The 20,690-nt window shown below is 71.5% G+C and carries 21 protein-coding genes and 1 pseudogene; 9 read left to right on the forward strand and 13 right to left on the reverse strand.

Annotated elements, in window-relative coordinates; all coding sequences use genetic code 11:
• Positions 1–749: pseudogene (locus tag IE177_RS00005) on the reverse strand (hypothetical protein); the annotation flags it as partial.
• A 195-nt stretch (positions 750–944) separates the two neighbouring features.
• Between IE177_RS00005 and IE177_RS00010 the strand changes: the two are divergent.
• The 3 genes from IE177_RS00010 to IE177_RS00020 all read left to right on the forward strand — a co-directional run bounded on the left by IE177_RS00010 (position 945) and on the right by IE177_RS00020 (position 3,217).
• Entirely contained in the window at positions 945–1,700 is a 756-nt protein-coding gene (locus IE177_RS00010; protein ID WP_190012570.1) for a GOLPH3/VPS74 family protein, read from the forward strand.
• Between the two features lie 278 nt (positions 1,701–1,978).
• Positions 1,979–2,836 (forward strand): helix-turn-helix domain-containing protein, encoded by an 858-nt coding sequence (locus tag IE177_RS00015; protein WP_190012571.1) that lies wholly within the window; start codon positions 1,979–1,981, stop codon positions 2,834–2,836.
• Positions 2,837–3,025: 189 nt separating this feature from the next.
• Positions 3,026–3,217 (forward strand): DUF397 domain-containing protein, encoded by a 192-nt coding sequence (locus IE177_RS00020; protein ID WP_190012572.1) that lies wholly within the window; start codon positions 3,026–3,028, stop codon positions 3,215–3,217.
• A gap of 119 nt (positions 3,218–3,336) precedes the next feature.
• Here the strand turns inward: IE177_RS00020 and IE177_RS00025 are convergent, their stop codons facing one another.
• The 3 genes from IE177_RS00025 to IE177_RS00035 form a co-directional block, all read right to left on the reverse strand.
• Positions 3,337–4,203, reverse strand: a complete 867-nt coding sequence (locus IE177_RS00025; protein ID WP_190012573.1) for a MerR family transcriptional regulator — start codon at positions 4,201–4,203, stop codon at positions 3,337–3,339.
• Positions 4,204–4,270: 67 nt separating this feature from the next.
• Positions 4,271–4,771, reverse strand: a complete 501-nt coding sequence (locus IE177_RS00030; RefSeq protein ID WP_190012574.1) for a glutathione peroxidase — start codon at positions 4,769–4,771, stop codon at positions 4,271–4,273.
• Positions 4,772–4,780: 9 nt separating this feature from the next.
• The gene (locus IE177_RS00035) at positions 4,781–5,770 is read right to left on the reverse strand and encodes an ArsR/SmtB family transcription factor (RefSeq protein ID WP_190012575.1); all 990 of its coding nucleotides are present in this window, start codon (positions 5,768–5,770) and stop codon (positions 4,781–4,783) included.
• Between the two features lie 103 nt (positions 5,771–5,873).
• On the opposite strand from IE177_RS00035, the gene IE177_RS34680 reads away from it, so the two are divergent.
• A complete protein-coding gene (locus IE177_RS34680) occupies positions 5,874–7,268 on the forward strand; it encodes an MFS transporter (RefSeq protein ID WP_229815831.1) in 1,395 nt (464 codons plus the stop codon).
• Here the strand turns inward: IE177_RS34680 and IE177_RS00050 are convergent.
• Both IE177_RS00050 and IE177_RS00055 read right to left on the reverse strand, forming a co-directional pair.
• On the reverse strand, positions 7,153–8,040 hold the full coding sequence (locus IE177_RS00050) for a slipin family protein (protein ID WP_190012576.1): 888 nt from the start codon (positions 8,038–8,040) through the stop codon (positions 7,153–7,155). The genes IE177_RS34680 and IE177_RS00050 overlap by 116 nt on opposite strands.
• 124 nt (positions 8,041–8,164) lie before the next feature.
• Positions 8,165–10,387, reverse strand: coding sequence for a serine/threonine-protein kinase (locus IE177_RS00055; protein ID WP_229815880.1), 2,223 nt, complete (start codon positions 10,385–10,387; stop codon positions 8,165–8,167).
• A gap of 560 nt (positions 10,388–10,947) precedes the next feature.
• On the opposite strand from IE177_RS00055, the gene IE177_RS00060 reads away from it, so the two are divergent.
• Positions 10,948–11,811, forward strand: coding sequence for a hypothetical protein (locus IE177_RS00060; protein ID WP_190012578.1), 864 nt, complete (start codon positions 10,948–10,950; stop codon positions 11,809–11,811).
• 137 nt (positions 11,812–11,948) lie between these two features.
• Positions 11,949–12,359 (forward strand): hypothetical protein, encoded by a 411-nt coding sequence (locus IE177_RS00065; RefSeq protein WP_190012579.1) that lies wholly within the window; start codon positions 11,949–11,951, stop codon positions 12,357–12,359.
• 28 nt (positions 12,360–12,387) lie between these two features.
• Here IE177_RS00065 and IE177_RS00070 read toward each other — a convergent pair whose 3' ends face one another.
• The 4 genes from IE177_RS00070 to IE177_RS00085 form a co-directional block, all read right to left on the reverse strand.
• The gene (locus IE177_RS00070; RefSeq protein ID WP_190012580.1) at positions 12,388–12,819 is read right to left on the reverse strand and encodes a hypothetical protein; all 432 of its coding nucleotides are present in this window, start codon (positions 12,817–12,819) and stop codon (positions 12,388–12,390) included.
• Between the two features lie 105 nt (positions 12,820–12,924).
• On the reverse strand, positions 12,925–13,350 hold the full coding sequence (locus IE177_RS00075; protein WP_190012581.1) for an arsenate reductase ArsC: 426 nt from the start codon (positions 13,348–13,350) through the stop codon (positions 12,925–12,927).
• Between the two features lie 30 nt (positions 13,351–13,380).
• Positions 13,381–14,121, reverse strand: coding sequence for an aquaporin (locus tag IE177_RS00080; RefSeq protein ID WP_190012582.1), 741 nt, complete (start codon positions 14,119–14,121; stop codon positions 13,381–13,383).
• Positions 14,118–14,501 carry an ArsR/SmtB family transcription factor gene (locus IE177_RS00085; RefSeq protein WP_190012583.1) on the reverse strand — a complete coding sequence of 128 codons (384 nt, stop codon included), beginning with the start codon at positions 14,499–14,501 and terminating at the stop codon, positions 14,118–14,120. The genes IE177_RS00080 and IE177_RS00085 overlap by 4 nt, the downstream gene beginning before the upstream one ends.
• 97 nt (positions 14,502–14,598) lie before the next feature.
• Here IE177_RS00085 and arsM point away from each other — a divergent pair, with 97 nt between their 5' ends.
• The gene (gene arsM / locus IE177_RS00090; RefSeq protein WP_190012584.1) at positions 14,599–15,498 is read left to right on the forward strand and encodes an arsenite methyltransferase; all 900 of its coding nucleotides are present in this window, start codon (positions 14,599–14,601) and stop codon (positions 15,496–15,498) included.
• A 125-nt stretch (positions 15,499–15,623) separates the two neighbouring features.
• On the opposite strand, the gene IE177_RS00095 is transcribed toward arsM, so the two are convergent.
• A complete protein-coding gene (locus IE177_RS00095) occupies positions 15,624–16,424 on the reverse strand; it encodes a CDP-diacylglycerol diphosphatase (RefSeq protein ID WP_308431534.1) in 801 nt (266 codons plus the stop codon).
• A 190-nt stretch (positions 16,425–16,614) separates the two neighbouring features.
• On the opposite strand from IE177_RS00095, the gene IE177_RS00100 reads away from it, so the two are divergent.
• Together IE177_RS00100 and IE177_RS00105 are read left to right on the forward strand one after the other, a co-directional pair.
• On the forward strand, positions 16,615–17,481 hold the full coding sequence (locus IE177_RS00100; protein ID WP_190012586.1) for an AraC family transcriptional regulator: 867 nt from the start codon (positions 16,615–16,617) through the stop codon (positions 17,479–17,481).
• Between the two features lie 159 nt (positions 17,482–17,640).
• Positions 17,641–19,053, forward strand: coding sequence for an FG-GAP and VCBS repeat-containing protein (locus IE177_RS00105; RefSeq protein ID WP_229815833.1), 1,413 nt, complete (start codon positions 17,641–17,643; stop codon positions 19,051–19,053).
• Positions 19,054–19,123: 70 nt separating this feature from the next.
• Here the strand turns inward: IE177_RS00105 and IE177_RS00110 are convergent, their stop codons facing one another.
• Together IE177_RS00110 and IE177_RS00115 are read right to left on the reverse strand one after the other, a co-directional pair.
• Positions 19,124–19,741 (reverse strand): SUKH-4 family immunity protein, encoded by a 618-nt coding sequence (locus tag IE177_RS00110; RefSeq protein WP_190012588.1) that lies wholly within the window; start codon positions 19,739–19,741, stop codon positions 19,124–19,126.
• 490 nt (positions 19,742–20,231) lie between these two features.
• On the reverse strand, positions 20,232–20,672 hold the full coding sequence (locus IE177_RS00115; protein WP_190012589.1) for a hypothetical protein: 441 nt from the start codon (positions 20,670–20,672) through the stop codon (positions 20,232–20,234).
• Positions 20,673–20,690 lie beyond the last annotated feature (18 nt).

Consider the following 20,690-nt stretch of genomic DNA (forward strand, 5'->3'; position numbering starts at 1 on the left):
TCGGCGGCCTTGGCCTCAGCGGCCTCGGCGGCCTTGGCCTCAGCGGCCTCGGCGGCCTCGGCCTCAGCGGCCTTGGCAGCCTCGGCAGCGTCGGTGGCCTTGGCGTCGGCGGTCTCGGCGGTCTCCGCGTCGTCGGCCTCGCTCTTGGCCTCGGTGGCCTCGGGTTCGTCCTTGTTCTCGGTCGGGTCGGGCTTCGCGTCCGCTTCGGCCATGTCGGCCTTCGGGGCCGTGTCCGTCGCCGCGGCCGCCTTTGCCTCTCCCTCTCCCTCTGCTTCTTCCTCGGTCGTCGGCTCGCGCTCCTCGAAAGGCTTTGCAGTCGTGTCGGCCTTCGGGGTCTCGTCCTTCTTCTTCGTGTCCGCGCCGCGGACCCAGGCCGAGACCGCGTCGCGAAGGGCGGTGTCCTCCGCGGCCGTGTCCGCCTCGGGGGACTCCGCGGCCTCCGGGGAGTCCGAGGGCTCCGCGGAGTCCGAGATCCCGTGCGGCTCCGCGGCGTCGTCGGCGGAACTCCTCGTGGGCGTCGGATTCTTCGGCTTCGCCGGATCGGCGTCCGACGCCCGCTTCTTGACGTCGCGGACCGACAGGACCCGCGTCGCGGTGTCCGTGCCGCCACTGCCGCCGTCCGAGGAATCCTTTTCGCGGGCTACCGCGAGACGCGGATCACGCGCCTCGGGAACCGAACTCGCGCTCCCCGACGTCGGTTCCGCCGACGACTCGCGCTGCTTCGACCTGTCGGGGGACTCGCCCGCCACCGATGCCTCCTCCTGCGCCGCACGCCTGCTCGCGCACCCTGTCCGAACCATGTACCAGTGTCCTGTGTGAGGGCTTGGCCCCTGCGGTAGACGAGAACGACATACCTGCCGGTTCCCTTACGAACCGGTCACGCACCCTCGACAGACCAATGTGAGAGGGGTCACCCTGTCATTCATCCACGCGGGGAGGCATGGATGGGCAGGAGCCGCAGAACACTTCCGGAGGAGCTTCTGCTGCTGGCATTGGACCCGGCCACGGGTACCACTGCGCAGCCGCAGTCGCTCGACCTCGGTCTGGCCGGAGCACAGCTAGTGGAGCTGGCGCTGGCCGGACGGATAGCCCCAGACGGGGATCGTATCGCCGTGGTGGTGCCACGGCCGACAGGAGATCCGACTCTGGACTGCGCACTTGAGTTGCTGCGAAGGCGTGGCGCTCCCGTGCGTGCCGTCCATTGGATCGGCGGGCCCCGGCTGGGGCTCCGTCAGACGTACCTCTCGCATCTGGAGCGGTGCGGCATGGTGCATGCCGTCGCCGGTCAGATGTGCGGGGTGCTGCCGACGACGCGCTATCAGGCGACGGACAACGAGATCAGCCGGGAGATCCGAGCCCGGCTGGATTCGGCGATCCGCACCGGCGTACCGCCGGACCCGCGGACCGCGGCGCTCGCCGCCCTGGCGCACGCCGTCGGACTCGGCAAGCATCTGTACCCCGGAAATGAGGGGCGTTCGTCCAGGTCCCGGCTGCGGGATCTGATCCGGCACGATCCGATGGGCGGGCTCGTCGCGCACGCCGTGATGGACGTGCAGAGCGGCGCGGCAGCACAACCGCGCCGCGGGCCGGCCCCGGCCGGCCGGCAGGCCGCGCCCGGAGGCAGGCCCGCCGTGGAACCCGCACGCGGGGTTCCCATGCAGCCGCACCGCGGGTCCATGGCACGCGCCGTGGCCCACTGAGCCGCGATCCCGGTCCCCACGGAACCGCTTCGGGAGTCGCTGGTTCGAGCGGGGCGGCGAGGTCCCCATGACCTCGCCGCCCCGCTCGGCCGCGTCACCGGACGGCCCCGTCGCGCGCGGGTTCGCACTCGTTCGCGCAATTGATGCCCGAACTGACGCCTGCGCGCCGCATATCCACCGTTTGCCAGCGGTAGAAGACACCTTGGTGGCAGTCTGCTCAACAGCAGATACGCAAAGTGTTGTGAAGTAACAGGCAGGCAGCCGGAGGTGCGCGTCCCGTGGCGTCCAATGTCAATCCCACTGTCAGGCGGCGCCGGCTCGGCCAGGAGCTGCGCAGGCTCCGTGAGCTCAAGGGCATGACGGCCGAAGAGGTGGCCGAGCGGCTGCTCGTGTCGCAGTCGAAGATCAGCCGGCTGGAGAACGGCCGCAGGAGCATCAGCCAGCGCGACGTGCGCGACCTGTGCGGGGTGTACGAGGTCGAGGACCAGCGGATCGTCGACTCGCTGATGGAGATGGCCCGGGACTCCCGGCAGCAGGGCTGGTGGCACACGTTCGGGGACATCCCGTACAGCGTCTACATCGGCCTGGAGACGGACGCCGAGTCGCTCCGGGTGTACGAACCACAGCTGGTGACCGGTCTGTTGCAGACGCGCGCCTACGCGGAGGCCCTGGTGCAGGGTGCGCTGCCGGAGACGTCGACGGCGGAGATCGAGAAGCGTGTGCAGGTGCGCATGCGCCGGCAGGAGCGCGTCACCGCCGAGACCAACCCGCTGCGGCTGTGGGTGGTGCTGGACGAGGCCGCGCTGCGCCGGGTCGTGGGCAGCAAGCTGGTGATGCGGGAGCAGCTGGAGCACCTGATCGAGCTGTCCCAGCTGCCGCACGTCACCGTGCAGGTGCTGCCCTTCGAGGTGGGCGCGCATCCGGGTCTCAACGGCCAGTACGCCATCCTGGAGTTCACCGACGCGGCCGACTCCAGCGTGGTGTACCTGGAGGGCGTCACCAGCGACCTGTACCTGGAGAAGGCGCAGGACGTGCAGAAGTACGCCGTGATGTACGAGCATCTGCGGGCACAGTCCCTCAATGTGGAGCAATCCCGGCAGTTCATCGCGGAAACGGCGAAAGAGTACGCCGAGTGAGCCGGTGCCCCAGGGGGCGCCGGATGCTACACCGTTGGTCCACTCCAGTGGAAGTCCCGCCTGGAATATGCCATCCGGTTGAGTGAACGACTACTCCTGTGAGGCCGGTTGCCCGGTAGCGTCGATCACGCCAATCAGACGACACGGTTGGCGTGAACCGCACTACTGCAACTCGCAACAGGAGTGGACATGGCACTGATTCAGGGCGCTTCGGAGACGTGGATGAAGTCCTCCTATTCCGCGGGCAACGGCGCCTGCGTCGAGGTCAAGTCGCCCACCGCCGCCGAACTCGCCGTCCGCGACTCCAAGGTCACCGAGGGCCCGGTCCTGGCCTTCCCCACCGCCGCGTGGAACGCCTTCGTGGCCTCGGTCAAGGCGTAAGCGGTCCTCCGCTTACCCGTCACGCGACACCAGCATCGACACCAGCAGTACCAGGGAAGCCCTCTCGACCGGTCGCCGTCCTTGCCGAGAGGGCCCACCGCCCTGTTGACCGGCCCCGGTCAGCGCACCGGGAACGCCACGTCGCACACCGGATCCTCCGCACCCGCCGCGTCCCAGTCCGCGAAGTAGATCTCCCGGCAGGGACCCGCCATCTCCAGCCCCTCCGCGGCCATCCACTGCTCCACGGCCTCGAAGGCGGTCAGGATCTGCGGATGCGCCACCTGCGCCTTGGTGATCCGGGTGTACGCCAGCCGCGCCGCGGGCTCGACCCGCACCCGCGTCTCCCGGCCCCGGCCCTGCCGCTCGGCCCACGCCCGGGCCGCCGACTCGTCCGCCACCGGCACACAGGACTCGGCCGGCCCGTCGCTCTCCATCGACACCTCGGAGTGGTAGACGACGAACGGCGCCCCGGCCACGCCGCCGCACTCCTTGGCGGCCCCCTCCAGCCGGCCCAGCGACGCGCCGATCCACGCGGGCAGCTCGTCCGCCAGCGTGTGCCGCGTCTCGGTGATCACCAGCCGCTCCGGCACGTCCACGGTCTCGACCACGAACTTCTCGTACATCTCGCAACTCCTCCCGGACAGTCGTCCACGGAGGTACTCGGCAAGCGTGCGCTGACCGGCCACCCGGGCCTCCACGTCCGCCCAGTAGGCGGCGAGCCGGTCCGCGGCCTCGACGCCCTCGGCCCCGGTCACCTCGGCTATCCGGGCGAGCGGCATGTCCAGCTGCCGCAGCAGGGCCACCAGCCGGGCGCGTTCGACCTGGTCGGCGCGGTAGTAGCGGTAGCCGCTCACCTCGTCGACGTACGCCGGCGTCAGCAGACCCAGCCGGTCGTACAGGCGCAGCGCCTTGGCCGACAACCGGGCCCGGGCCGCGAACGCGCCGATGGTGAGCAGTTCCCGTCGCACGATGCCATCCTCCGTCACCGGGCGGTTCCTCTCCGCCCGGTGGGAAGGACGTTCGTCCTTGCCCCAGGGACAAGGTCAAGCGGGGTCAGCCGAGCTGGGCCTCGATGGCGGCCACGACCTCCGCCGACTCCGGCTCGGTCTGCGGCGAGAAGCGCGCCACGACCCTGCCGTCCCGGCCGACCAGGAACTTCTCGAAGTTCCAGCGGATGTCCCCGGTGTGGCCCTCGGCGTCGGCGAAGCCCACGAGCCGCTCGTACAGCGGGTGCCGGCCCTCGCCGTTCACCTCCACCTTCTCGGTCAGCGGGAACGACACGCCGTACGTCGCCGAGCAGAACTCGGCGATCTCCTCGGCGGTGCCGGGCTCCTGCCCGAGGAACTGGTTGCAGGGCACGCCCAGCACGGTGAAGCCTCGCTCGGCGTACCGCTCCTGGAGCTTCTCCAGGCCCGAGTACTGCGGGGTCAGCCCGCACTTGGAGGCCACGTTCACGATGAGCACGGGCCTGCCGGCATAGCCGGGAAGGTCGGCGGAGCCACCGGTGAGGGCCCCGATCTCGACGTCCAGCACGTTGTGGTCGGTAGTCGTCATGCACGAAGGCTAACCGCGCCGGGTCACGTCGCCCCGCCCCGCCTCGACCAGAACGTCACCGGCCGCCGTCCGCACGTACAGCACCGACCGCCCGGCCCGCCGCCGGTCCACCAGCCCCGCCTCCCGCAGCACCCTCAGGTGCCGGCCCACCGAGCCGAGGCCCTGCCCGGTCACGGCGGTCAGCTGGGTGGTGCTCATGGGGGAGCCCAGGAGCACGAGCACCGCGGCCCGCCCCGGCCCGAGCAGCGCGCCCAGACCGGCGGACACGGCCCGGCCGCCGTCCCCGGCGAGCACACCGGCGCAGGGGTAGACCACCGCGTACCGCTCCCGCTCCTCCCAGGCGACCCAGCCGTGCCGCTGCGGGGTGATCGGCACGAAGACCAACTCCGCCCCGGAGATCTCACGGGGCGGGTACTCGTGCAGGTTGATCTGGAGCCGGTCCCCGCCGAGCCACCGCGTGCGCCCCGGCCGCAGCGCGTCCAGCGCGCTCGCCCAGCCGCCCCGGCTCACCTGCTCTGTCCGCGCCAGCACGTCCGCCTCCAGCACCCGCCGGCGCCGCTCCCAGTACGGCCGCAGCGTCTCCCGCCACACCCATTCCAGCAGGACGGCCGCCCGCTCCGGCAGGTCGTCGCGGTCCAGCTCGGCCGGGAGCGGGCCACCGGCCAGGGACGTGCTGAGATGGGCGCGGGCCGTGGCGGGCGGGACCGCCCGCACCCGGGCGACCTCGTCGGCGAACCCCTCGCCGGCACGGGGTGCGGGCGTCAGGAAGTCGGCGATCCAGTCCCGGCCGAGCCCCGCCGGCACCAGCCGCGCCGCCACCGGGTCCGCGGCCAGCCTGGCCCGGTAGCCGGGCAGGTGGGCACGCAGCCACCGCTGCTCCCCGGGATGGGCGCCCTCGCCCGCGTGCAGCAGCTTCAGGCAGGCGAACGTCTCGGCGAGCGGGGAGACGACGAACCGGCTGCGGGCCAGGGTGTCCGCGTTGAGCCGCCACCACCCCATACGGGTCCCCCCACGGCAGTACGAGCTTTCCCGGCCTCTCGCGACCTTTCGCGTTACGGCGAAACAGTACCGGCCCCGCAAGGCGCCGCCCGAGACTCCGGACATGCCCAGCTACCGATCCCTCCTGCGCACACCGGAGTTCACCCCGCTCTTCCTCGGCGCCGCCGCGCAGAACGCCGCCGGCACGGTCGGCGGGCTCGCCCTCGGCACGCTCGTGTTCCGGGCGACCGGCTCCCCGCTGCTGTCGGCGGTCAGCATGTTCGGCTCGTCGCTCGCCCAGATGCTGGGCGCGACGTTCCTGCTCTCCGGCGCCGACCGGCTGCCCCCGCGCACCACCCTGACGGTGATCTCGCTGGCCTTCGCGGCCGGTACGGCGGCGCAGGCGCTGCCCGGTCTGCCCGTGGGCGGGGTCCTCGCCGTCGTCCTCGCGCTGGGCCTCGTGGCCTCCCTCGGCGGTGGGGTCCGCTGGGGGCTGCTGAACGAGATCCTGGCCGAGGACGCGGAGGACGCGGAGGACGCGGAGGACGCCGAGGACGCCGAGGACGCCGAGGACGCCGAGGACGCCGAGGACGCGGGGGACGCGGAGGACGCGGAGGATGCCGAGAAGGCGAAGGATGCCGAGGACGCCAAAGCCACCAAGGGCGGCTACCTCACGGGACGTTCGCTGTTCAACATGATGAGCGGGCTGACGCAGATCACCGGGTACGCGGCCGGCGGCGTCCTGCTGACCGCCCTCCCCGCGCGCACCTGCCTGCTGCTGGCCGCGGGCCTGTACCTGACGGCCGCCCTCGTTCTGCGGTTCGGCCTGTCCACCCGGGCGCCGCGGGCCACGGGCCGTCCCTCCGCGTCGGCGACCTGGCGCGCCAACGCCCAGCTGTGGTCCTCCCGGCCGCGCCGCCTGACCTTCCTGGGCCTGTGGCTGCCCAACGGCATGGTCGTCGGCTGCGAGTCCCTCTACGTGTCCTACGCCCCGCACGCGGCGGGCACCCTGTTCGCCTGCGGGGCGTTCGGCATGTTCGCCGGGGACGTGACGGTCGGCCGGCTGCTGCGGCCCGCGGTGCGCCGCCGGCTGGCCACCCCGCTGCTGCTCCTGCTGGCGACGCCGTACCTGCTGTTCGTCACGCACCCGCCACTGTCGGTGGCGGCGGTGTGCGTGACGCTCGCCTCGGCCGGCTTCGGCGCGAGCCTGATCCAGCAGGAGCGGCTGATGGAGCTGACCCCCGGCGAGCTCACCGGGCAGGCCCTCGGACTGCACTCGTCCGGCATGCTGACCATGCAGGGCGTGAGCGCGACGCTGGCCGGCGCGGTGGCCCAGCTCACCTCGCCCGCCGCGGCGATGACCGTGATGGCGGCGGGCTCGGCGTGCGTGACGCTGACGCTGGCTACGGCCGCTCGGCGGAGTCCGGGGCGGTCGTCTCCGGAGCCGGGGCCGGAGCCTGCGTCGCCGTCGCCGTCGCCGTCGGCGCGGGAGGCTGCGCCGGGACGGTCTCCGTCCTGATCCCGGCGTCGATCTTCTGGGTGGCCCGGTCGAAGTACCGCAGCAGTTCGACGGGGAACGGCATGACGAGGGTGGAGTTCTTCTCCGCGGCCACCTCGACGACGGTCTGCAGCAGCCGCAGCTGCATGGCCTCGGGCGTGTCCGACATGATCCGCGAGGCGTTGGCCAGCTGCTGCGCGGCCTGGAACTCGCCGTCCGCGGTGATGACCCGGGCCCGCCGCTCCCGCTCGGCCTCGGCCTGCCGCGACATCGACCGCTTCAGCGACTCCGGGAGCTGGACGTCCTTGATCTCGACGCGGTCGATGTGGATGCCCCACCCGGCCGCGGGGCTGTCGATCATCAGCGCGAGCCCCTCGTGCAGCCGCTCCCGGTCGCTCAGCAGGTCGTCCAGGTCGCTCTTGCCGATGATGGACCGCAGGGAGGACTGGGCGACCTGCCCGACGGCGAAGACGTAGTCCTGCACCTCGATGGCCGCGCGCACCGGGTCGGTCACCCGGAAGTAGACGACGGCGTCGACCTTCACCGACACGTTGTCCCGGGTGATGCCCTCCTGGGTGGGCACGGGCATGGTCGCGACCTGCACGTTCACCTTGCGCATCCGGTCGGCGAACGGGATCAGGAAGGTGACGCCCGGTTGCCGGTAGCTCGGCAGGGCCTTTCCCAGCCGGAAAACGACCCCGCGTTCCACCTGGTTGACGACCCGCATCCCGCTCTTGAGCACGAGCAGCAGAAGCAGAACCACGACCACCACTGCGACGACGGTGCCTTCCATGGCACTCCCATCTCCCACGCGATTTCCGTCCGTTGCGGACAACGGGGAGGACACCGGGTCCGGGGGCCGTGGATCCGCCCCGCGCGTCAGGGAAACGTAAAGAAAACGCGCGCGGCGGGCGGGCTCAGTCGTAGGCCTTCAGGCACAGCAGCGTCGCGCCGTCGTCCACCTTCGTCGACCAGTAGGTGTTGCGGTCGTACTGCCCGTGCCGGCAGACCTCGGCGCCGGCGCCCGGCGTCGCCCGGTAGAGGTCCGTGACGACCAGGATCTCGTTGTACGCGATCGGAACCCTGCGGTCCGTGCAGTTCGGGGCCGACAGCATCGCGATGCTGCTGATGACGTTGTTCGTCTCGTGCTTGGCCAGCAGGCAGTCACCCTGGTGGTACTGGCCCGCGAGGCACAGGGCGGTCCGCTCGCCGCTGCCGGTGGAGTAGTACGACCAAGTGGCCTTGCCCACGCCGGACGGGCAGTCGCCGCTGGTGCCGGTGACCTTCACACGCGTGCCGTAGCCGCAGAGCGCCGTGTTCGGCTCGTCCTCGCTCCAGTCGTACCGGGTGCGGCCGCCGTAACCGGTGTCGACGACGTCCAGGCAGTCCCCGGGCGACACGGCCTTGAACGCCTCTTCGGTGGGGTCGGGCTCGGGGGAACTGGTCTCCGGGTCGGGATCGGGCTTGCTGTCGGAGGAGTCGCCGCCCGAGGAACCGCCCGTGGAACTGCCGCCCAGCGAACCGGTGTAGCCGCTGGTGCCGCCGCCGGCGAAGGTGGAGGGCGAGGTGGGCCGGCTCGACGGCGTGTCGTCGTCCGTCCTGTTCCAGGGCTGCCAGATCAGCAGACCGATGACGAGCGCGCCCACGAGCACGCCCGCACCCGTGCTCTTCTCGGCGGCCTTGGCCTTCTCACGCGCAGCCCGTTCCCGCTCCTTGCGTTCCCGCTCCTTGCGTTCCCGTTCCTTGCGCTCCTTCTCCGCCCGCTCTTCGCGCTCCTTCTCCGCCCGCTCTTCGCGCTCCTTCTCCGCCCGTTCCCTGCGTTCCGCCTCCGCCCGCTCCTTGCGTTCCTTCTCGACCCGCTCGCGTTCCTTCCGCTTCCTCTCCTGCTCCTTCCTGGCCTTCTCCTGTTCCTTCCTCTCCCTCTCCTGTTCCCTGCGCTCCCGGTCCCCGCGTTCCGTCTCCTCCTTGCGCGCCCGTTCCTCGCGCCTGCGCTGCTCCGCTTCCCGGTGCGCGAGCTCCCGCGCCTCCGCCTCCGCCTGCTCCTCGGCCTGCGCCCGCACCAGGGCGTCCCGCTGCATGCGCAGGGCCTCCAGTTGCGCGCGCATCTCGCTGACCGCCTCGTCCGAGCCCTCCGGAGTGCCCCCGGGCCGCAACTGGGTCGGGGCTTCGGCAGCCTCGAAGTCCACTGCGCCGTCCAGCAGTTGGCGTCCCTGTGCCGCGTACTCCTCGATGAGCGTGTGCCACGCCCTCGGCAGCCACCGCTCGGCGCCCCGTTCCACCGGCGCCCGGCCGAGGTGGGCGAGGGCGTCCCGCAGCACGTCGGACGGAGCCGGACGCCGTTCCGGGTCGACGTCCAGCAGGGGGAGGACCAGCGGTTCAAGTTCCGGCGGCAACCCGCTCGTGTCGAGTTCGGCGCGCTGGACGAGGGCGAGGATCCCGATGGAGTGGTCGGTCTGCTCGTACGGCGGGCGGCCGACCGCGAGGTAGAACAGGGTGACGCCCAGGGAGTACATGTCGGACGCCGCGGTGGACTTCCTGCCGCACGCCTGTTCCGGTGACGTGAACGAGAAGGTGCCGATGGTCGTCGTCGAGCTGGTGTGGTCGTGGGCGTGCGAGATGCCGAAGTCGATGAGCCGGGGGCCGTCCTCGGGCAGCAGGATGTTCAGCGGCTTGACGTCCCGGTGGACGACCGCCAGACCGTGCAGCTCGACCAGCGCCCGCGCGACCCCGGCCGCGATCCAGCGCACCGCGTCGGCGGGTAACGTCCCGGCGCTGACCGTGAGTTCGGCCAGGCTGGGCGCCGGGATGAACTCGGTGGCGAGCCACGGCCGCTCCGCCTTCGCGTCCGCGTCCAGCACCGTGGCGGTGTACGCACTGTCGACCCGCGCCGCGAGCTCCACCTCGCGGGCGAACCGCTCCCGGTCCGGCCCGCTCACGAACCCCTCGGCGAGGAGCGTCTTGACCGCGACGAGGCCGCGCCGCACCACGGTCCCGGTGGGCCCGACGGCGTCGGGGGGAGTCCCCGGAGCCTCCTGCCGGGCGAGATAGATGCGCCCCATGCCGCCGGTGGCGATCCGCCGCAGCAGCCGGTAGGGGCCGAGCTGCCGCGGATCGTCGGATGTGAGTGAGTACAGCTTCATCCCGGCCAAGCGGCGTCACTCCCCATGTACGTCCCCCGTTCGTGCCGTTGTCCGCATGGGCCCGCACGCCCTGCGCGAACGTGCCATTCTGGACCAAACGGTCCCATGGCGGGGGCGGTTCGGGAAGTACGTACCGATGATGTCAGCCGGTGGGGTGCTCGTCCGGTCGTCCTCCGGTCGTTGTCCGGTCGTCGTTCTGCCCGGTGTCCTCGGCCGGCGTCCTGCGTAACGGCCGTGCGGGGCTCTGTGCGGCGGCCGTGCGGTTCTGCGTGCGGGGCTTTGTGTGGCGGCCGTGCGGCGCTCTGTGTGGCGGCCTGCCCGGCGTGCGGTGTGGCGTACCCGCGCGGTGCCCCGTCCGCAGCGCCTCGGCCGTCGGGTGGAAACCGCTACACCGTCCGGGCGGATCAGCCTTTCGGACCGGGAACCACCGCGTGTCGACGAGGGAGGCATTCACACAGCTCCCCCAAGATACGGCGCCGCCGGCTCCGGTACGGGAGCACCTGTGAATCCGTGAATCCGCGACCCCGGGAATCCCGGACTTCCGAAGGAGCCACCTGCCCATGTTCATCCGTAAGCCGTCGGCGCTCATCGCCCAGGCGATGTGCGTCGGAGCCCTCGCGACGGTCGTGGCCACCGCCACCCCCGCATCGGCCCAGACGAACGTCCCGTGCAGCGCGAGTGCCCTGTCCGCCGCCATCACCGCGGCCAACGCCTCGGGGAGCGGAAACCTGGTGCTGGCGCCGGGCTGCCTCTACTCCCTCACCGCGCCGCTGCCCGACATCACCAGCACGCTCGTCGTCAACGCCCGGCACAGCACCATCACCCGCTCGTCCACGGCCGCCTTCGGCATCCTCTCCGTCAGCCCCGGCGGCTTCCTCACCCTCTCGGACGCCACCATCACCAACGGCGACGCCCCCGACTTCGGCGGCGGCATCGCGAACCGCGGCAGGCTGAGAGTGATCGGCAGCTCCGTCGTCCGCAACCACGCCAACTTCTCCGGCGGGATCGGGGGCGGGCAGGGGAGCGTCACCCGGATCGAGAGATCCTCCATCATGAACAACACCGCCAACGTGAACGGGGGCGGCGTCGCCAACGACGGAGACATGACCGTCATGGACAGCCGCATCATCGGCAACACGGCCATCAGCGGCGTCGGTGGAGGGGCGGCCAACGACGGCACCCTGCGTATCTCGCGCACCAACGTCAACGAGAACGACGCCCACCGTGCCGGAGGCGTCGCCAACGTCGGAGGCGGCGCGACGTTCATCACGTCCAGCAACGTCAACGCCAACACCGCCGACGTCGCGCCCGGCGGCGTCCTCAACACCGGCGGCACCGTCACCCTGATGTCCACCCGGGTCAGGGACAACTCCCCGACCAACTGCGCCGGCAGCGACATCCCGGTCCCGAACTGCGTGGGCTGACGGAGAAGGGCCCGGCCCGGTCCCGTGGGGCCGGCCCACCGCCCGCCGCCCGCTCATGCACTCGGTACTCATGTACTCGGACGGAGCTGAGTACATGAGCTCTGGCCGGTGACGGCGTGAGGCGACAGCGTGGGGGCATGAGCCAAGGACCCCTCGAACCCGTTCGCCGGCTGCTGCCGGCCCTCGCCCCGGCCGGCGTGGCGCTGGCCGTGTGGGCCGCCTGGCTGGGCTGGGACCAGCACCGTGACGTGCACCCGGACGGCACGACGACCGGCCCGTACGAGGCGTGGCAGGTGATCGGGCTGGTGCTGACCCTGCTGGCGCCCGTGTACTGGGCGGCGTCCCGCGGCCACCGGGCGGGCGCGGTGCTCGGCACCAGCGCGGGCCTGACGGTCGCGGCCTACCTCGACTGGTCGGACGATGCCAGTGGACTCTTCATGGTCGGCGTGGTCCTGGTCATGCTGGGAAGTCTCGCCGCGACATCAGTCGCCTCCCTGGTGATCGCCTCCGTGACCGTGAGCCGAGACGGCCGGCGGGGCACGGGGTGACGGCCCGGCCTGATCCGGACGGAGTCCCCTAGAGCCGGTCACGCCACCACGACACGTCGGGGCTGTGGGCCGCGACGACCCGGGCCCTCGACAGGATCCTCCCGTCGAGGGCCCGCACGAGGACGCGCAGCTCGCGCGCGCTCTTCTTCGGCAGCGCGTGCAGCACGGTTTCGAGGTGGCCGCGGAAGTCGACGCCGTAACAGCCGCATTCGAGGATGCCGCAGCCAGGACCGGCGAGTTGGTCCACGAGCTGCCCGAGCTGCCCGAGCGGCCCGTGGGCCAGGGTCCGCCAGTGCCAGAACGCCTCTTCCGTGGCTTCGGGCCAGAAGCGGGACCGCTCCAGCCGCCGCAGATCGGCCGTGCAGGAGCCGGACAGGTGGTCGATGTTCGGATACCGTCGCCGCCTCGCACGGCGGGCAGGACGGTCGCCCCGCAGGGCGGACGGGCGCCTACGCGGCACTGCCCCTTCGGCTGTCGGTCATGGGGGCAACGTACCGAACGGCCCGTCGGCCGGCCACCGTGTTTCCGCGAGGTGTGGGAGGCCTCGCGCCGGAGGCCGTGCGGGTCAGGGCGCCGCGGGAACGCCGAGTTCCGCGAGCAGGCCGCGCACGCGCCGCTCGATCTCGTCGCGGATGGGGCGTACGGCGTCGGTCCCCTGGCCCGCCGGGTCGTCCAGCCGCCAGTCCAGGTACCGCTTGCCGGGAAAGACGGGGCATGCGTCACCGCACCCCATGGTGATCACGACGTCGGAGGACCGCACCGCCTCGGTGGTGAGGACCTTGGGCGTCTCGGCGGAGATGTCGACGCCCACCTCCGCCATGGCCGTCACGACGGCGGGATTGACCGCGTCGGCGGGCGCGGAGCCGGCCGAGCGGACCTCGACCCGGTCGCGGCCGAGGTGGGAGAGGAAGGCGGCGCCCATCTGGGAACGGCCGGCGTTGTGGACGCAGACGAACAGGACGGAGGGGCGTGGGGCGGCGGGAGCGGTCATGGCGGCTTCTTCCCTGGGGAGCGGGGTGGGTCAGGAGGGGGCGGCTTCGGGTGCGCGTTCGCCGTGTGGGACCGCGATCTCCTCCGCGGCGCGGACGGGACGGCCGTACACGGCGACGACGGCGCCCAGCCCGAGCACGGTCCCGGCCAGCTGGGCGGCGATGAACGGGGCGACGGAGGCGGGGGCGACACCGGCGAAGGTGTCGGTGAAGGCCCGGCCGACGGTCACCGCCGGGTTCGCGAACGAGGTCGAGGAGGTGAACCAGTAGGCGGCCCCGATGTAGGAGGCCACGGCCACCGGTGCGAGCGTCGGCCGGCCGGTGCGGGCGAGGCCGAGGACCAGCAGGACCAGCCCGGCCGTGGCGACCACCTCACCGAGCAGCAGATGCGGGGCGGACCGGTCGTGCGTGGACAGGGAGGCCAGCGGTTCGGCGAACATCGCGTGGGCCAGGACCGCCCCGCCGACGGCCCCGGCGACCTGGGCGCAGACGTAGGCGGCGGCATCCCGTCCGGCGAGGCCGTCGGCGTCACGGCGACCGGTGAACCAGGCGGCCAGGGTGACGGCGGGGTTGAAATGCGCCCCCGACACCGGCCCGAACAGGGCGATGAGCACGCCGAGGCCGAAGACGGTGGCGAGGCAGTTGGCCAGCAGTTGCACACCCGCGTCGTGCGACAGCTCGGTCGCCTGGATGCCCGAACCGACCACGACGGCGACCAGCAGACCGGTGCCGACGGCCTCGGCGGCGAGCCGTCGGCCCAGCGGCGGGGTCACGCGGTGGCTCCCACGGTTGCTGCCGCGGTCTGCCGCGTGGACAGGAAGGCGGCCAGCTGGTCCAGGACGTCCGGGAGCGCCCAGTAGTAGACCCAGGTGCCGCGCCGCTCGCAGTCGACGAGGCCGGCCTGGCGCAGGAGCTTGAGGTGGTGCGAGATCGTCGGCTGCGACAGGTCGAACGCCGGCGTCATCTCGCACACGCACACCTCGCCGCCCCGGCGGGAGGCGATCATCGACAGCAACCGCAGCCTGACCGGGTCACCGAGTGCCTTGAAGACCTTGGCCAGCTCCGCGGCGCGCCGCTCGTCGAGCGGCGCCGCGGACACCTCCGGGCAGCAGGCGGCGTCCTGGCCGATCACCTCGAGCTCTTGTTTCGACATGCCTCTATGTTGACGTTTCTCGATGCAAGGCGCAAGGTTGCATCAACGAATGTCAATACAGGCCCGTCGATACAGGCCTTCACCCAGGAGTCCAGTCATGAACAACGACCAGCAGCACACCGATCTGCGTGAGACCGTCCGCCGGCGGTACGCCGCCGCGGCCGTGAAGGTCACCGAAGGCGACACCGCCTGCTGCGGGCCCCAGCCGGTCGAGGTCGACGAGCACTTCGGATCCGCCCTCTACGCCGCCGACGAGCGGGGCGCCCTGCCCGCGGAGGCGGTCGCCGCCTCCCTCGGCTGCGGCAACCCCACCGCGGTCGCCGGGCTCGGCGAGGGCGAGCGCGTCCTCGACCTCGGCTCCGGCGGCGGCATCGACGTCCTGCTCTCCGCCCGCCGCGTCGGCCCGACCGGCAAGGCGTACGGGCTGGACATGACCGAGGAGATGCTGGCCCTGGCCCTGGCCAACGCCGCGAAGGCGGGCGCGACGAACGTGGAGTTCCTCAAGGGGACCATCGAGGCCATCCCGCTGCCCGCGGACACCGTCGACGTCGTGATCTCCAACTGCGTGATCAACCTGTCCGTCGACAAGCCGGCCGTGTTCGCCGAGACGTTCCGCGTCCTGCGGCCCGGCGGTCGTATCGGCGTCTCCGACGTCGTCGCCGACGACGACCTCAGCGCCGGACAGCGCGCCGAGCGCGGCGACTACGTCGGCTGCATCGCCGGAGCCCTGTCCTTCGCCGAGTACCGCGCGGGGCTGGCGGCCGCCGGATTCACGGACATCGAGATCACCCCGACCCACTCGGTCGCGGACGGGATGCACTCTGCGATCGTCCGCGCCACCAAGCCGGTGACGGCGGGCACCCCTTCCGGGACCGCCGGCCCGGACGGCGCGTGCTGCGGAGTCCACGCCTGCTGCACCGGGAGCGAATCCCCGGCCGACCCGGCCCTGACCGTCGGCGAGGCGAAGGCGGCGGCGGGGTGCGGGTGCCAGGGCTGAGGCCGCCGTCCCTGGTGGGAGGCACACGGCCGTGCCGTTGCACACGGCCGGACTAGTGGCGCTGGCCCTGTCCGAACGACGGCCCTGACCGGATTCCCGTCCGAACGACCGCGACCGGCGAACCGCTACCGGTCGGGCCTGTCGTAGACCAGCAGCAGATCACAGGTCCCGGTCCCCCCGCCGCTGACCGCGGGGTCGCTGTTCAGGACGTAGAACCCGCCCGCGTTCCTCGGCGTCACGATCACCGTCTGCGCCGCCTTGTCCGCGTGCGCCGCGGGAACGTGCCTGCCGAGGAACTCGAACATGTTCTGGTTCAAGTCGGCCTTGCTGGTGAAGATGAGAGCCCGGTAGTAACGAGTGGCGGTCTGCCTCTTCTGGTGGTCGAAGCCTTCGACCGGCACGATCTGCTGCTGCCACTTCTTCGGGTCGCTCGTGATGCGTCCCGCCTTCTCATGGCTGTTCAGCTGGCCCTGCACTCCTGACAGGATGCCGGCCATGTGAATGTGCAGCTGGTCCTGCGTCCGGGCGGGCTTCGAGTTGACCCCCAGGCCGATGTCCGCGTACATCACCTGGGCGGCACCCGAGACCTGGGCCTCGCTCCAAGCGTCGTTCCAGTAGAACGGGTAAGCAGGCGGACCCCATATGTAGGGGCATTCGATACCCGCCACACGACAGGTGGGAAGCAGTATGTAATTGTGATTCGTCTCGGGCGAGCCGTGCAGTACCACGTAGTTGTCGGTCCTCTTCAGACAGTCCACCTTCGGAGGCGGCAACCGCACCCCGACGGAGACCAGGACCTTCTCCCACAGAAGGAAGTTGTCGCGACCGTGGTCCTCCCGGTGGCCGCACTCGGCAGAAGGGTCCGGACACGGGAACATGCCCGAAAAGGACGTCTGCCTTCCGGTGCTTTCCTCGGGGTTGCGCATGGCCCGTACCTCGCTGCCCTGCGGAGACCGCTTCCTCTTCACGCTAGATCGGTCGGCCGTCGTCCGCGAGTCGGCGGATCTTCTCCCACCGGAGACCCGTCGTACCCGATCCGATCGGGCACAGGATGTCGGGTCGGGCGGGGACCCTGCTTCCTAGCGTGGTGACCGCGAAAGAGGAAGGAGGCCGGGAGTGCTGGAGCGTCTCAACCAGGCCCTGGAGTACGTGGAGAGCCGTCTCGACCAGCAGGTCGACGCGACCGAGCTGGCGCGCATCGCGGCCACCTCGGAGTACCACCTGCGCCGGATGTTCTCCGCGCTCGCGGGCATGCCGCTGTCGGAGTACGTCCGGCGCCGCCGGCTCACCGTCGCCGGCGCCGAGGTGCTCGATGGGCGGGAGTCGCTGCTGGACATCGCGGTGCGCTACGGCTACGGCTCGGGGGAGGCGTTCGCCCGGGCGTTCCGCGCCATGCACGGCATCGGGCCGGGTGAGGCCCGGCGCACCGGCGCCGCGCTCGTCTCCCAGCCCCGGCTGGCCTTCCGCCTCACCGTCGAAGGGAGCAGCAGCATGCGCTACCGCGTAGTGGACAAGCAGGAGTTCAGGGTCATCGGGTTCAAGGCCCGGGTGCCGCTGGTGCACTCGGGACCGAACCAGGCCATCGTCGACTTCGTCCGCGGGATCGACCCGCAGGCCCTGGAAAGCCTGGCGAAGCTGTCGGACCAGGAGCCGCAGGGCATCGTCGCGGTCTGCGACGACCTGGACCCGGGCCGCGCGGAGGGCACCGAACTCGACTACCACCAAGGGGTGATCACATCGGCAGCCGCCCCCGAGGGCACCACGGCGCTTGCCGTCCCGGCCGGCACCTGGGCGGTCTTCTCCACCTCCGGACCGGCACCGGAGGCCGTCCAGGCGTTGTGGGCGGACGCGTACAAGCAGTGGTTCCCGTCCAACCCGTACCGCACCCGCCCAGGCCCCGAGATCCTGCGCACCCGCCCGTGCCGGGACGGGAGCGATACCGACGCCGAGCTGTGGCTTCCGGTGGAAAGGGACCGGACCTGAACACGGCCTGACCCCACGCGTCGCGGGCCCCTGCCCGACCGGCCGGGGACGCCGAGGCCTTCGGCGCACGTTCATCCGACGCTCCGCCGGGCACAACCCTTTGTTCGGCGTGCGTGTCGTACGTCGCTGAAGCCCGGTTCTCTGACAGGGAGCATGACCTTGCGCATACGTACCTTCGCCGTCGTGGTGGCCGCCGGCCTCGCCGTCGCGGGACTGACCGCCCCCGTTGCCACCGCGGCGCCGTCCCGGCTGTGGGACGACTTCAACGGCGACGGGTACCGGGACCTGGCGATCGGCACACCCAAGGAGAGCGGCGGCACGGTGACCGTCCTCTTCGGCTCGTCCTCCGGTGTCAGCCCCGCCCGGTCGGTGAACATCACCCAGAACTCCCCGGGTGTTCCCGGGACCTCGGAGTCCGGCGACCAGTTCGGCGAGAACGTCACCAGCGGGGACGTCAACGGCGACGGCTACGCCGACCTGATCGTCGGCGCCCCCTACGAGCAGATCACGGGCAAGCCGAACGGCTCGGTGACCGTCGTCTGGGGAGGAGCGCGCCCGTTCACGTCCGGCGGCACCGTGCTCACCGCACCGAACGCCGAGGCCGACGGCTTCGGCACGGGCACCGCCTTCGCCGACCTCGACGGCGACGGCGCCGGCAACCTGGTCGTCGTAGGGGCCGACACCTTCTGGTGGTACGCCGAGGGCAAGCCCACCCAGGACGGCGCGCTGGCGCCCGAGGTGAGCTTCCTGCCCGAGGGCGTACACCTGGACGGTGTGGTCGCCGGACACTTCTCCGGCACCGACGGCAGCGACTACGTCCTGTACGGCCGGCGCACGGACGGCACGGGGAACTACCTGGGTGTGCTCCGAGGCGGCCCCGGTGACATCGGCTACTCCTACTCGGTGCTGGCCGAGGGCACCGCCCCGTCAGGCGCCGCGTGGGACCGGGCCGTCGCGGCGGGCGACATCAACCACGACGGGTACGACGACCTGGTCACCGGCAACACCGACGTGGCCGAGGGCGGTTCGTTCACGGTGCGGTACGGCAGGGCGGCCGGACTGCCCGCCACGGGCCGGACGTACACCCAGGCCACCACCGGTGTGCCGGGGACCGACGAGGCCGGCGACGAGTTCGGCGCCGCACTGGCGGTGGGCGACGCGACCGGCGACGGTTACGCGGACCTCGCGGTCGGCGCCACGTACGAGAGCGTGGACGGTCACCGAAGCGTCGGCAACGTCGTGTTCCTCAAGGGCGGTTCCGCCGGACTGACCACGAAGGGCGCCCAGTCCTTCCACCAGGCCACGCCTGGTGTGCCGGGCAAGGCCGAGGCCGGTGACCACTTCGGCTCCTCGCTGCGGCTGCGCGACATCAACGGCAACGGCAGGGCGGACCTGGCGATCGGCGCGTTCGGCGAGGATGTGGTGCCCGGGGGGTACGACGACGGGTCGGCGTGGGTCCTGCGCGGCGTGACCTCGGGCCTGACGACGTCGTACGCGACCGCCTTCAACCCGACGGACTTCGGCTACCCGGTGCCCAAGGGGCGCAAGTTCGCGGATGTCTTCGGCCGCTGACGACACGGTCTACCGTACGACGCGAGCCTGCCCGCACGGGGTGTCGTCGACCGGTGATCACCCGTACCCGTCACCGGTGGAGCGAGCGGGCTCCCGGGCTGTCGCCCCTGAAACGCTGGCCGGCGGCGATCTCGTCGCCGACCACCGACCAGACGGTCTCGTCGTCCTGGAAGGGGAGCGGGTCGATCCTGCTCGTCTCCTGACGGATCCGTTCGACCTCGCGATCCAGGCGCTCGAAGTCGGCCTCCTCGTCGGCTTCGTCGCCGCTGAAGGCGAACTCCTCCAGCAGGCGCTGGAACCGGAGGGTCACCTGGACGAGGGAGGAGACGTCCCGGTGGAGTTCCCGCGCGCTCTCCTCGTCGGCGTCGAAGGCGTGCACCTTGCCGGTACCGGGGTCGAGGGCGAGGTGGGCGTTGAGCAGCCAGCCGATGACGGGCCATCCACCCGCGTCCGCGGGCGCATCCTCGAAGACCTCCGCGTCGACGACGTCCTGGACGAGGGGCAGCAGTCCGTCGCCCTCGTCGGGCTCACGCAGCCACAGCGTCCCGGTGGGGACGCCGACGGTCTGCAGGAAGCGGGCGCCCTCCGTATCCGCGGCGGAGGCCGGGAAGGAGGTCCCGGGCAGGGTCATGAGCCGGTCCTCGCCGAAGAAGCCGACGAGCTCACCGCGGGTGACGTCGAAAAGCACTGCCGAAACTCCGAACTCCGTCGCTGCACACCGTCGCTGGACGAACGCCGTGGGACTCTACGGCGATTCCCCACCGCTCTCCACTCGGCCGGGACGTCCGTGGTGCGGGACTTGCCTCGTCCGGGCCGGGTATCCGTCCATGCATGCTGGCCCTCTTGTACACGTCATACGACACGACGACGACGGTCTGGGCGTTCGTGCTGTCGCTCCTGGTGGTGCTGACCGTGGGCTGGTACGTCCGCCGCCGCAGGTAGAGCGCCCGCCGTCCGCCTGCCACCGGGTCGTTGTCAGTGCCCCCTGTTAGCTTGCCGAGTGGAGAGAGACCGGTCAGAGAACCTTCGAGGTCCGCGGTCAAGGGGGGTGGGCACAAAGGTCCCCGGGAGCCACCTCGGGACCCTCTCGCAAGCCCCAGACCCCACCCCCCTCATCCCTCACGGACACACGGTCGAATGAGGGCATGGGGAGGGCGTGCGTCCGAGCAGCACCTCGCCTACGTCCGCTCCACCGCGGCGGTCGGGGCATCGGCCGCCGTCTTCGAGTGTCTGCTCATGACGCACCGGTTCATGTCGTCGGGGTCCCCGACGATCAGGCCCACCAGCAGGCGTCCTTCGTTCCGGTAGAGGTCGAACGAGGTGTGCACGTGCCCCACGGCCACTTCGAGCTGCTGCTCGCTGCCGAACTCGCCGATCTCCCAGGTGCCGTCCCCGCTGAGCCTGTGCTTGACCTTGTGGTCGAGTGCCATCTCGGTGGGCATGCCGGTGACGGACGCCGATCCGTCCGCGTGCAGGGTCAACGTGGTGTCGCAGTCGCGATCGCGCCAGGTGCCCACGAGCTGAGAGGTGCGGACGTTCTTCGCGTGCGGATAGCCGCCCCATCCCGCACACGCGGCCACCGACAGCACATCGAGGCGGATATCAGCGCCCACTTCCATGATCGACCGTTCATCGCC

It is taken from the genome of Streptomyces lucensis JCM 4490 (assembly GCF_014650035.1).
Taxonomy (GTDB): Bacteria; Actinomycetota; Actinomycetes; order Streptomycetales; family Streptomycetaceae; genus Streptomyces; species Streptomyces lucensis.